Below are 12250 nucleotides of genomic sequence, written 5' to 3'. Positions count from 1 at the left end.
ATCCTAATCGGCTTAACTAAGCACTGATTTCGAGGTTGAGCTAAAAACATCATCATTTGATTATTGTATGTCTTTTTGACAACAATAAGTTTAGATGCTAAACTATAATTATGGATAAAAACAATAGATTACAATCTAACCCTATGAATAAAGGAAGCCATAGTCTTGGCCGATTGTTTCTGCAACTCAGACGGCTCGAACGCCAGCCTCAAAACTTTGGAAATGCTGGATCTATAACGCCAAGTGAAATTCATACGATCGAGGGGATTGGTTACGAGGGAGCCATTCTTATGAATGAGCTTGCCACCCACCTAGGTGTTACGAAAGGCGCGGTCTCGCAGCTTATCGTACGTTTGGAGGCGAAACAATTGGTGATGCGTTCGTCATATCCACATGATTCGAGAGCTATTTTGATTTCGCTTACCGAAAAGGGGAAGGAGGCTTATAAGGCTCACGAAGAGATGCATATCCAATTTTACGATCAGCTTCGTTCTGAGTTAAGCCAAGAGGAAATTGAAATATTCGAGAAATGCATTGAAAAATTAAATGGTTTTCTACAAAAATAAAATTTTTTTGCCATTTAGTTTAGTAACTATACTATATATGAAAGCTAGTGATTATCATGAATTTATCCGCACCACCCGCGCAAGCTCTCACAGGTGTACATCGTGTTTTGATGATGACCGCCATATGCATGGGCGTATTTATCTCTCATTTTACAGCAGGTATCGTGAATGTTTCACTGCCCCTGTTCACGAGAATATTTCAAACGGAGCTGGAAAGGGTTCAATGGATTACCACCGGATATTTACTCGTCATCGCCTCCTTGCTCCCGGTAATGGGGAAATTAGGAGATCGCTACGGTCATCGGTTTGTTCACAATCTTGGATATGTGTTTTTCACCATCAGTTCCGTTCTGGTCGTATTTTCGTCCAATGTATCCGTGCTGCTTATTCTTAGAATGGTTCAGGCTATAGGTGCTGCGATGTTTCAAGCCACGAATATTGCACTGATCACGATTCATTTACCGAAAGAAAAAAGAGGGCGTGCACTCGGGATCATGAGTACCACTGTTGCCCTTGGCGCGATGACCGGGCCAATCGCTGGCGGCTTTATTGCGGAGTGGCTGAGTTGGCAATGGTTGTTTTTGATTCATGTTCCTGTTGCCCTTGTTGCCACATTATTGGCTTGGCGCTATATTCCTGACCGCGGGCAGGAAAGAAAATTGGAAGCTTTCGATAGTATTGGAATGATCTTGTTTATATTCGTGATCGGCTCTGTCATATTCGGAATATCGAATGGAAATGTATGGGGATGGCTGTCTGCTGAAACCTTATCTCTGTTCGTTGCTGCTGTCATCGCTTTCCTTATGTTCTTGCTGAGGCAATCACGTCAAAGAGCTTCTTTTTTACCGATTGTGGTGCTCCGCATCCCGGCGATATCCTACGGATTGATCATTAGCTGTGTTTCTTTTATGCTGGCAAATACTGTCCTGGTCACCATGCCCTTTTACTTATCTCGAATTGCTGGCTTCTCTTCACTAACCGTAGGAACGATTATGATCGCCTATCCCATACTTTTAGCCTTTTCAGGTCCCATTGCGGGTCATTTGTCCGATCATTACGGTTCTAGCTCCTTTATGCTCATGGGGTTATGCGGTATGGGAATCGGACTCGCAGCGCTCGCTTTGTTCCTCCATCAATTACCGACGGTTGGGATTGTCGCTGTACTGGCGTTAATCGGATTGGGGATGGGGCTTATTGCGTCCCCGAATAACAGCTTTATTATGCGCTATGTTCCGATGGAAAATGTCGGCTCGATAGGAGGAATGATCGCGTTAACGCGCAATGCGGGCATGGTTCTGGGAGCGGCGCTGGGACTTGGAGCTATTAATGGAGATATCGTAGAGGAGTCTGCACCTTTGCTAGGTGCTTTAAAGTCCGTGTTTGGATTAGGAGTTATGATCTGCATGGCCAGCATTGTGATGGTGGGTTATAGCGTTCTCTTAAATAAAAGGAGGAAACAAATATGAAGGAATACATTGTTGTCATTGGCGGATACGGCCATGTGGGGCAAACGATATGCAGGGAACTGGGTGAATTATATCCAGGTAAGGTCTATGCAGCGGGAAGAAGCCTTGAGCGCGCGGAGCAATTCACCCGTACAACCGATGGGAGGGTCAGGCCTCTACAAATTGATATGAAGGAAGGGTTTGATCCGAACTTTACGAACCGCGTCAAGCTTGTCATCATGTGTTTGGATCAAACGGATATCACTTTTGTCCGGTACTGCTTCAAAAATAGAATTCATTATGTGGACGTTTCCGCGAACCACTCCTTTCTGACTCAGGTGGAAGGATTGCAGTCGGAAGCTAGAGCGAACGGCACAACGGCAGTACTGAGTATTGGGCTTGCACCGGGGCTGACGAACTTGATGTCTCTTCACGCCAAAAATTTGATGGATCAAGTGGATAACATAGACATCTCCATTATGCTTGGAATGGGAGATCAGCATGGGAAGGCCGCAATTGAATGGACTGTCGACAACCTCGGCATGAATTTTGATGTAGTGAAGGAAGGCAGGAAAGTTACGGTTGCAAGTTTCACGGAAGCCATAAAAACGGACTTTGGAGCCCGGTTGGGGCGTAGAAAAGCATACCGGTTCAATTTTTCGGATCAACACGTGCTGCCGCGTACGCTCGGTGTACCGTCCGTTTCCACGCGTCTTTGTTTCGATTCATCTGCAGTTACGGGATTGTTAGCATGGTTGAGAATGACGGGAATGTTCCGCTTATTGAAGTTAAATCCAATTCGCTATGCTACCGTTCAATTATTCGGAAAGATGCGATTTGGAAAGGATTTATATGCTGTAAAAATCGACGCACGGGGGAAAAAAGATCAAAAGGACGTATGGGTCGAGTACTTTCTACAAGGTAGAAATGAAGCTCAAATTACGGCAAAGGTAGCCGCTTCTGTGGCTGATATTGTCTATCGCTCTGAGTTACAGCATGGCGTATATCATATTGAACAGTTGTTTGAATTGGACAGAATTCTGCATCCTATTATTCAGGAGGTCACTTTCGAAACCCGATTCAATGGTGAGGTACATTCTCCTTATTGAAGGATGGATAAATGGAATTTTAGGGAAGTTATCGCCCGTCGAACGTAATGCTGTTGTCGGCCGTTGCCATGAACGATGCCGGCTACCTGTTGAGTCAGCTCGTCCTTACCGAACGTTTTGTGGAAATGATATAGAAAGAATAGGATAAATACCGGAAATAGTAGAAGCCTTTCCACATCGGGAAAGGCTTCTATACGTATATTGCTAATATATTGTTGATGCGCGTGTGCTATCGTTTATACGTACCGACGAATCGTTTCGGCTAATTGATCTGCAACGTAGCTAGCTCCGGAAGCAAGTTGATTGCGGTCGAACCGCATCTTTACAAAGCTCTCATCCGTGTCCAACGCTTCGGCGAACAAGCCAGCTAACCCACGGGCTTTACGATCGATCTGCAGCAGCAAGTCAACGCCGTTCTCATCCGGGAAAAAAATGATTTCCAATTCGTCCAGTTGGCCCCGGAACTGCGAGGCGGGGACGAATTCGAATTCTTGAACGAAAGGTAAACCGTTATTTCTGCTATAATGCGGTGCATATTGGCAGGTCACCTCACGAATCCGGAATCCCAGCTGATTAACCGCCTCTAGAATAACCGCGGAATATGGGTGCGGGTTTACTTGAAGCTGATCCCGATCCTTTGGATCAACCGCTTCTTTAATATCAAGTCCGGTATGAATCCAAACGGGCGTTCTGCCCATCGTCACCGGCGTAATCGCCGGAAGCTGGAACGAGACGGGGAACTCATAGACTTGCTCCGATTCTACTGTAAACTTACTGGCCAACAGGAACTTGGCTACGGTTGCTTCCACGTTCACCTTCGTATCGTTCTGCTCCTTCAAGTAACGCGTCATGACAAATGCGTAGACGTCATCGACCTGCTGATCCACTCGACCGCCTTGAATTCGGACGACACCGCTGATCGTATCGCCCGCGTTCACCTCTTCTTGATGGAGCATGAGATCTACTTGAGCCGCGCCGATCCCGGCGCTCGCGAGCATTCTTTTAAACATTGACATTGTTGTAAATCCCCTCCTTTTCCGTTGCATATTCAATGTTACGATGGAAAAAGCAAGAGGTTTCATACATTAGCGCTGAAACGGATAAAGCGAATCTCATATCCATTGGTTAATAGTCTACCTCTTAAAGCTAGACAAATAAGTGTGTAGTTATTCTATCTGTGTACTATCTGTGTACTATTAAAGTTGTAGATTCTACTTATTTAGAAATAGTGCTTGTAAATTAATAGTATAGCTCTTATTCTTTAAAGGACTTTATAGGAAACATGCATGGGTTCTAGAAAAACCAGAAACTTCGCAAGGAGCGAAGTTTCTTTCCATAGAACCAGCAATATGTATGAAAATGACAATTGGGAGGAATTAAATTGAGTACACAGAGTCTGGGAGTTCCATTAGAAGGTTTTGCTGAATTTAGCCGAACGGTAGCCGCAGAAGGTGCAGTGTTGTTAAAGAATGAAGGACAGGTACTTCCACTTCGAGATAGTGAGAGCGTTTCTGTATTTGGCAGAACCCAAGTTAATTACTATCGCAGCGGTACAGGTTCGGGCGGTAGTGTTCATGTTGCTTATACGACCAATTTGTTGGACGGTCTTCGTAGTAAAAAGAATCTTATAGTCAACGAAGAACTTGCGGCAGTCTATGAAAAGTGGATTGAGCAAAATCCATTTGATGATGGCGGAAAAGTATGGGCGGCAGAACCGTGGAATCAGAAGGAAATGCCTTTAACCGATGAATTGGTATCAAAGGCTAGAAGCCAATCGGGTAAGGCGGTTGTGGTGATTGGACGTACAGCAGGAGAAGACCAGGATAATGCCGATGAGCCGGGAAGCTACCAATTAACGGCGGAAGAAAAAGCAATGTTGAAGCAGGTGACTACATATTTTGAACAAACGGTCGTTGTGCTGAATGTATCGAATATTATTGATATGAGCTGGATAAATGATGAAAGTTATGTTCATCCAATTCCTTGTGTTATCTACTCTTGGCAGGGTGGTATGGAAGGTGGCAATGCGATTGCCGATGTGCTGGCCGGAGACGTGACACCGAGCGGTAAATTAACGGATACGATCGCTTATTCCATCGAGGATTATCCATCAACTCAAAATTATGGCAATGAATTTAAAAATGTTTATCAGGAAGATATCTATTTGGGTTATCGTTATTTCGAAACGTTTCGACCAGAAAAAGTCCAGTTTGAATTCGGTTATGGGTTGTCTTATACCTCATTTAATATCGAGCCTGAGGAAGCCAAGCTGACCACCAAAGAAGAAGAGAAATACGTTGAAATCGACGTAGTTGTAACTAATACGGGAACGACTTTTGCTGGGAAAGAGGTCGTGCAAGTTTACTACGAAGCACCGCAAGGAAAGCTGGGTCAGCCAGCTAAAGCTCTCGCGGCATTCGGGAAGACAAAAGTCCTTCAAGCGGGTGAGTCACAGCGTCTTACCGTGAGCTTCTCTGTTCATTCTATGGCTTCCTATGATGACGCAGGTGTGACAGGGCATCCTTCCGCTTATGTGCTGGAAGCGGGGACGTACCGCTTTTATGTGGGAACGAGTGTCAAACATGTGAAGGAAATTGGCATTGAAGGCCAATGCGGTTACGTTGTAGAAACTCTTCAAGTCGTGGAACAACTACAAGAGGCGCTAGCGCCGACGGAAAGCTTTACGAGAATGAAACCGGGTGCTCGTAAGGAAGACGGGTCGTATGAACTGACCTTCGCAGAGGTACCGAAACGCAAGATTTCCATGGCGGAGCGTATTGAAAGAAATCTGCCGCAAACCCTGGAGCAAACCGGCAATCAGGGCTACAAATTAAGGGACGTGTATGATGGAAAAGTCAGCATGGAAGCCTTTGTCGCTCAGCTTAGCGATCAGGATCTGGCTGCGATAGTTAGAGGAGAAGGCATGAGCAGTCCGTTAGTTACACCGGGTACGGCTTCGGCTTTCGGAGGGGTAAGCGATCAGTTGTTCAATTACGGAATCCCAGTTGCTTGTACGGCAGATGGACCGTCTGGAATTCGTATGGACAGCGGGCAGAAGGCAACTCAGGTTGCCATTGGAACCTTGCTTGCGGCAACTTGGAATGCGGAACTGGTCGAAGAACTTTATGTGATGGAAGGCCAAGAATTATTAAGCAACAACGTGGATGCTTTACTTGGACCCGGCTTGAATATTCGTCGCAGTCCACTTAATGGACGTAACTTTGAGTATTTTTCAGAAGATCCTCTGATTACTGGGGTATTTGCTGCAGCATGCACTCGAGGGATCATGAAGGGCGGATCTAACGCTACACTGAAGCATTTCTTATGCAACAATCAGGAGAAGGATCGCAGTAAGGTAGATGCCGTCGTCTCCGAACGTGCTCTTCGGGAGATTTATCTGAAAGGATTCGAAATCGCGGTGAAGCAGGGCGGAGCGAATTCGATTATGACTTCCTATAATCCTGTTAACGGACATTGGGCGGCTTCTAATTATGATTTGAATACCACTATTCTTCGCGGGGAATGGAATTTCAAAGGTATCGTGATGACGGATTGGTGGGCCATCATGAATGATGTTGTCCATGGAGGACCTGCGGATCATAAATTTATGAACATGATGGTTCGTGCCCAAAACGATCTCTATATGGTTGTTCCTAACTATGGGGCGGAAATCAATGGAAGGGATGACAATACTATCGATTCCTTGGAAAATGGTTCGCTAACCCGAGGAGAACTGCAGCGCTCGGCTATGAACATTTGTGAGTTCATCATGCACGCACCGGTGTTCTCGAGAAAACATGAGATTGTAGAAACGGTCGCTACATTCAAGGCAAATCCATCACTTTCACCGGAGCAAGCGCAATCACTATCTCACAGTGCACAGGTTAAACCTGACGCTGCCGGATCGACCTTTATTAAAGTGGATCAGGCTGGTCAATACCGGATCATCGTCAACATCATGTCACCAGAACCGGAACTGGCGCAAACAGCTTGTAATGTAACACTGAACGATCAATTGATGACGACCATTCAAACGAATGGAACGGAAGGCAAATGGATCAGACAGAAGCTTGTGAAAATCGAAATGGAAGCAGGCCTTTTTGAATTGAAGCTGGATTTCATCAAACCAGGATTGCAAATCGACTGGATCGAATTTAAACAAGTGTGAATGTAGCAACAAGGGCACCCAAAAGGGTGCCCTTGTTGTTTCGTCTTTTATTGAAAAACAAGTATTCCAACACCAAGCGTAATTATACCGATTACACCGATGAGTAATTCTGTTTGAACCATGGATTTTTTCGATAATTTGATTGCTGATAAGTTCACGAAGCTATGTAAAGGAATTAATAGAACAACCAACCAAGGGTACTTCGCTACCAGCAATGTACATCCGATATGAAACGCACTTGCAAAAATTCGTTCAATTATGCCCCACACTGGGTGTGCATTCATATTCCCTTGCATCTGGATCATTTCTTTAGCTTGGATCGCTTTATCATCGGTACGTTTAGCAAGTGAGACCATGACGATCAAGTTGATAATCACGAAGAGGACTTCAATAGCTGCCCAACCTTGACCGATAGAGAGTGACCAAGAAAACGTCATACTGGTTAATAACAACACCGCAATTCGAACGCATTCCTCGAATACACCCGAAGAGGCTACGATAATCGTGGTCGCCTTCTCCTTCGGCATTTTCATGACAATCGCGCTCAGAGGCCCTCTTAGAAAGAACGCGATTACCCATCCAAGTACACCTAATCCGAACGCTTTCCACTCCATTGCTGTACCGCTATAGTGGAAAATCAACCAGAACATTATGGGAACTACGATATACAACGGTAGAAAGAACTTCGCTTTGTTCACTGCTGTTTCATACTGCTGTTGAGCTTCGTTTTCGTTGTTAGCATTAATGGATGTCATCAACCTTCACTCCTCATAGTAACTACTTTTGATATTAACTACGTTTTGGCTCAGGAATGTAGATGGGGCATAGTACTTGCAGGGGAGTCCGCCAAGGATCAATTACATTCCAACAACGCTTGAATTTCATAGACCCATTGAAACATGCCTGTAAAAATAATCGACTGTATGATAAAGGGGATTTCTATACCATATTCATTTCTAGCATGTTTAATCATATTTTCTATAGCCACGTTTCTTTGCTCTTCTGAGCAAAAACCATAGAGATATTCTCCTTTTGGTAATATCGAAATACCGTCTGCCAGTGCGGGGTATTTCTCACAAACTGAAAAAAATGCAGATTGGCTTCCAGTTGGCTCGAAAGTAGTTATGATATTTGCGGATTGATCAAAAACAAACTGATTTCTCATGCTGTCTCCGATCTGATGATAGACAATTTCCTGCATTTGATTGAAGTTTTCAATGCTCGGTTGTTGAAGAGAGTGAATTTTTACAATTACTCTTTGTTCTATTTGTTTGCTAGAAAAGCTGTTGTCGGACAGTTGTTCAGGGGATAAAAGCTTCTGACTTTCATACTGTTCCCTTAAAGATAAGAGTTGTAATTTTGTTTTATGTAATTGTTTTATTTCTTCGTCAATTTTATCCTCCGTTAATTTGAGGAAATCAATAATATATTCGAAGCTGTCATTCGTAAAGACATCTTTAATAATATTAAGCGGCATATTCTTTTGTTTACAGAAGTTTATTACGTTCAGATAGACTAATTCTTTATCCGAGTAATAGCGATAACCAGAGTGACTATCAACTTTTGCCGGTTTCAACAAGCTGATTCTGTCATAATGCCGTAAGGTTTCAATGGTCGTGCTAGCGAGTTTTGCCGTTTCGCCGATGGAATAATATGTTTTCATTTGTTAACTCTCCTATTGACTCTTGTGTTACACAAGAGATTATCCTTTTCATTGTAATGAATTGTGGACGTTACTACAAATGACTTAAATGAACGAGAGAAATGGAGAATTTAACATGAAAACAGCAGAACTTGATTTACTACACGATAAAATGTCTACACTTTTTCGTGGCTACGCTATCCCCGGCATTGTAGCTTCACTTTCCATGTGTTTATATGGAATTATTAACGGACTGATTTTGGGACGTTTTGTTGGTCCTAACGCTCTTGCAGCAGTCAATATGGCTTCCCCTATCTTCAATATTATTTCCTGTATTGGAATTTTAATTGCGATTGGTGGGAATACACTGACCGCTATCAGTTTAGGAGAAGGTAATAAGGAAAAAGCAAACCACTATTTCAACAATGCCTTTTACTGCCTTCTTGCTATTGCAGTTGTAATTTTCGTAAGTGTTGTGTTTTTTCCCGAATTACTTGCCAGAATGGTTGGAGCGAATACCGTTATTTTTCCTATGGTTGTAGATTATATACAAACTTTTGGCATTTTCGTTATACCCGTCATTTTTAATATCTTTCTCGGTATTTCTTTGCAATCCATTGGACAACCCCAACTATATATGGTCGGTAATATGCTGATGGTAGTTATCAATATCATATTAGATTTGATTTTTGTTTATGTTTTTAAAATGGGGATTTTCGGTGCTGCATTGGCATCGGGTATCAGCGCAACAATCGTCTTTATCTTGTTCATCACCAAATTTGTTCGCAAGGACAGCCCTTTGAGAATTGGAAAATGTAAAGCGGATTTCAAAGCCATTGGTCTGATGGCCTATAACGGCTCCTCTGAGGCAATTACGCAGTTCAGTGTAGGATTTTCTTTCATGATCTTTAACTGGATTCTGATCTCGAAATTTGGTGAGATTGGCGTGTCAGCTTTCGCAGTTGTCCAGTATATTTCCCTTATAGTCACTGCAGTCATTATGGGAATATCGAGGGGAATAGGAGCAATTACAAGCGTGAATTACGGAGCGAAACAATACAGTCGTATCAAAGAGCTAATAGCATTTGCAATCAAAGTAGTTACATCTGTTGGCGTTGTTAGCACCGCTATGTTACTTATTTTTAAATCCCCTCTGATTGCAGTGTTTGTAAAAGATAATCTGGACGTTATTCTCACATCACAAGAAATCATCACTTTTTACAGTTTCAACTTTATTTTTGTAGGTGTGAACATTGTAATAAACGTATTTTACACGGCAATCAACAATCCGAGAACATCCGCAATTTTAGCGATTTTACGGTATGTATTGTTGATCGGTGGTTTCTTTGTCCTTCCGCTTATGATGGGAAATATCGGTCTCTGGCTTTCCTTTGTAGTAGCAGAAATAATGTGTATGGTAGTTAGCTTTATTTATTATAAAAAGACAACTTTAAAATGGAGGTAACACGTATTGGGCACTTATTATGTATAGTAAAAAATAAAGAAAAGAAACAGCTCCTTAAGATCAAAGTCTAAGGAGCTGTTTTTAAGTGTGCTTATAGATTTCCCATGTTCATCATCGACCGTCTTTGTGTCAGGTTCTAAATTGGGGATTCAATTGAGTGTTGTCTAGTGAGGAACCTTACTCATAAGGTGCCCATATCTGCTGTCTGATCTAGTTCCAATGGCAAAAAAGCATAATCGCCATCCGTTAATATCGTACATTTACGAACAGGAATAGGATGTTCGAAAAGGGGTCCATCTATGACTGTGGTATGGAACTCACCGCCTTCTCCACATGGGTCAATACCACGAGCTTCAAGCTCTTGTACATATTCATGAGTTAACGTTCGCCCTAAATCATCTTCTCGCATGCCTAAGGATAAGTTTACGGTTACAATGATCGTGATAAATCCAAGATTGATAAACTCCTCGACTACTTCTTTATGATCCATTTCCCATAGAGGCATCCCAAGCTTTAATCCAGCGTTCTTCGTAACCTTATCATGCCAACAACCATGAGCGGGCATGTCCAGATCTCCAGTTACTAACAATTCTGCGCCTTGATTCTTAGCCTGTTCCAAGAGTCGTGTAAACACTTCTTCATAATCTGTCCAACTTGCAGCCGCAGTATATACAGGTAGACCAATAGAGTGAGCTTGGGCGCGTATGAGCTCTGGAGGCATTCCGTGGGAGCGAGAACGTTTCCCTTCTTCCTCCATCATCACGATCAGTCCAACTGCCGTTCCTACTTTCATTGCTTTATATAGAGCTAAGACACTATCCTTTCCTCCACTAAACGAAGCTATAAATTTCTGCCCTAGAGCGCCATTCTTCCAATCCATTTTTTCTACCATTGCGATTCGTTCCCCTTTATTGTTATGACTGTTGTTCGATACCTGGTGATTAATCTTCATCGTGTAGCGGAATTTCAACAGTAATCTCGATCACACCGTCTTGCAACAATGCGCTTGAGCTACCACCTATCTGTTCTACTAATAGCTTAACAATAGATAACCCAAGTCCCGTAGATTTGTTCCTTGCCTTATCAGCGGTATAGAATCGTTCAAAAATTCGCTTAGCATCCATTGCAGAAGCATTCTTCACAGGATTTCTAAACGAAATCACTGCGGTTTGCTCGGTCGACAGTCTCACATGTATATCACCAGCGGAATGTATAATACAATTGCGTATCAGATTTCGAATAATCCTCGTCGTCACTTCCTGATCGGCAAGGACAAATACTGGTGACGTTACTTCCTCCCAATATACTATCAGATTGCTCGCTTCAAAGCTGTTAATGGATTCAGCAAGGCATTCGGCCACAAGGTTTGTTAAGTTAACACGTTCAAGGTTAAGCTTCGGCTCTGCATTTACAAGATAAGAATACTCGAAAAAGTGGTCAATTAGGACGCCTAATTCATCTGCATTCTTTTGTGCAACTTGAAGTTTGTGTTTCTGATCTTCTGTAAGCGGACCTTTCTCCAAAAGCTGTTGATAGCCCTTGATCGCTGTAAGAGGGGTCCTTAAATCATGAGAAATATTTGCAATCAGTTCTTTGAAACGCTTTTCCTCACGAATACTTTTAAGACGGAGGGTTTCCTCCGCCTTTAGGCATTTGTTAATATGGATCGCCAAAGTATTAAGTTCCCTACTCAGCAGATCCAAGCTAATAGGTTGGCGTGTATGTTCAGTCAGTCGTTTGTTCAACTGTCGATTGATGTTGCGCAATTGCCGCTGGAGAAAGGCGATATACATGGCGAGCCCAATCAAAAGAATGACCATAATACCAACGACAATTGCCAACACGTTCACCAACC

The 12250-nt window shown here is 43.0% G+C and carries 10 protein-coding genes; 5 read left to right on the top strand and 5 right to left on the bottom strand.

Annotated features, from left to right (window positions below; translation table 11 throughout):
• Nucleotides 1-110: 110 nt before the first annotated feature.
• The 3 genes from PGLA_RS14045 to PGLA_RS14035 are packed head-to-tail and all read left to right on the top strand — an operon-like array spanning nt 111 to nt 3120.
• Entirely contained in the window at nt 111-566 is a 456-nt protein-coding gene (locus tag PGLA_RS14045) for a MarR family winged helix-turn-helix transcriptional regulator (protein WP_068533737.1), read from the top strand.
• Between the two features lie 56 nt (nt 567-622).
• Entirely contained in the window at nt 623-2032 is a 1410-nt protein-coding gene (locus PGLA_RS14040; RefSeq protein ID WP_068533735.1) for an MFS transporter, read from the top strand.
• The gene (locus PGLA_RS14035; protein WP_068533733.1) at nt 2029-3120 is read left to right on the top strand and encodes a saccharopine dehydrogenase family protein; all 1092 of its coding nucleotides are present in this window, start codon (nt 2029-2031) and stop codon (nt 3118-3120) included. The genes PGLA_RS14040 and PGLA_RS14035 overlap by 4 nt, the downstream gene beginning before the upstream one ends.
• 236 nt (nt 3121-3356) lie before the next feature.
• On the opposite strand, the gene PGLA_RS14030 is transcribed toward PGLA_RS14035, so the two are convergent.
• Entirely contained in the window at nt 3357-4136 is a 780-nt protein-coding gene (locus PGLA_RS14030) for a sporulation protein (protein ID WP_068533731.1), read from the bottom strand.
• 365 nt (nt 4137-4501) lie between these two features.
• Between PGLA_RS14030 and PGLA_RS14025 the strand changes: the two genes are divergently transcribed.
• Nucleotides 4502-7288, top strand: a complete 2787-nt coding sequence (locus PGLA_RS14025) for a glycoside hydrolase family 3 C-terminal domain-containing protein (protein ID WP_068533729.1) — start codon at nt 4502-4504, stop codon at nt 7286-7288.
• Between the two features lie 47 nt (nt 7289-7335).
• Here PGLA_RS14025 and PGLA_RS14020 read toward each other — a convergent pair whose 3' ends face one another.
• Nucleotides 7336-8043, bottom strand: a complete 708-nt coding sequence (locus PGLA_RS14020) for a YhfC family glutamic-type intramembrane protease (protein ID WP_068533727.1) — start codon at nt 8041-8043, stop codon at nt 7336-7338.
• 98 nt (nt 8044-8141) lie between these two features.
• Nucleotides 8142-8951 (bottom strand): MerR family transcriptional regulator, encoded by an 810-nt coding sequence (locus PGLA_RS14015; RefSeq protein WP_068533725.1) that lies wholly within the window; start codon nt 8949-8951, stop codon nt 8142-8144.
• A 115-nt stretch (nt 8952-9066) separates the two neighbouring features.
• Here PGLA_RS14015 and PGLA_RS14010 point away from each other — a divergent pair, with 115 nt between their 5' ends.
• Nucleotides 9067-10395 carry an MATE family efflux transporter gene (locus PGLA_RS14010; RefSeq protein WP_068533724.1) on the top strand — a complete coding sequence of 443 codons (1329 nt, stop codon included), beginning with the start codon at nt 9067-9069 and terminating at the stop codon, nt 10393-10395.
• Between the two features lie 181 nt (nt 10396-10576).
• On the opposite strand, the gene PGLA_RS14005 is transcribed toward PGLA_RS14010, so the two are convergent.
• Nucleotides 10577-11287 (bottom strand): Dph6-related ATP pyrophosphatase, encoded by a 711-nt coding sequence (locus PGLA_RS14005; protein ID WP_068533722.1) that lies wholly within the window; start codon nt 11285-11287, stop codon nt 10577-10579.
• A gap of 49 nt (nt 11288-11336) precedes the next feature.
• Nucleotides 11337-12239, bottom strand: a complete 903-nt coding sequence (locus PGLA_RS14000) for a sensor histidine kinase (protein ID WP_245699905.1) — start codon at nt 12237-12239, stop codon at nt 11337-11339.
• Nucleotides 12240-12250 lie beyond the last annotated feature (11 nt).

Source organism: Paenibacillus glacialis, assembly GCF_001637205.1.
Lineage (GTDB): Bacteria > Bacillota > Bacilli > Paenibacillales > Paenibacillaceae > Paenibacillus_AQ > Paenibacillus_AQ glacialis.
Note: the sequence above shows the minus strand (reverse complement) of the source record. Positions and strands in the feature narration are given on the sequence as shown.

Bases quoted from the DNA above. Each gene is read 5' to 3' on its own strand.
- PGLA_RS14015 (WP_068533725.1), bottom strand. From the start codon at position 8,951: ATGAAAACATATTATTCCATCGGCGAAACGGCAAAACTCGCTAGCACG.
- PGLA_RS14035 (WP_068533733.1), top strand. From the start codon at position 2,029: ATGAAGGAATACATTGTTGTCATTGGCGGATACGGCCATGTGGGGCAA.
- PGLA_RS14010 (WP_068533724.1), top strand. From the start codon at position 9,067: ATGAAAACAGCAGAACTTGATTTACTACACGATAAAATGTCTACACTT.
- PGLA_RS14005 (WP_068533722.1), bottom strand. From the start codon at position 11,287: ATGGTAGAAAAAATGGATTGGAAGAATGGCGCTCTAGGGCAGAAATTT.
- PGLA_RS14045 (WP_068533737.1), top strand. From the start codon at position 111: ATGGATAAAAACAATAGATTACAATCTAACCCTATGAATAAAGGAAGC.
- PGLA_RS14020 (WP_068533727.1), bottom strand. From the start codon at position 8,043: ATGACATCCATTAATGCTAACAACGAAAACGAAGCTCAACAGCAGTAT.
- PGLA_RS14030 (WP_068533731.1), bottom strand. From the start codon at position 4,136: ATGTCAATGTTTAAAAGAATGCTCGCGAGCGCCGGGATCGGCGCGGCT.
- PGLA_RS14040 (WP_068533735.1), top strand. From the start codon at position 623: ATGAATTTATCCGCACCACCCGCGCAAGCTCTCACAGGTGTACATCGT.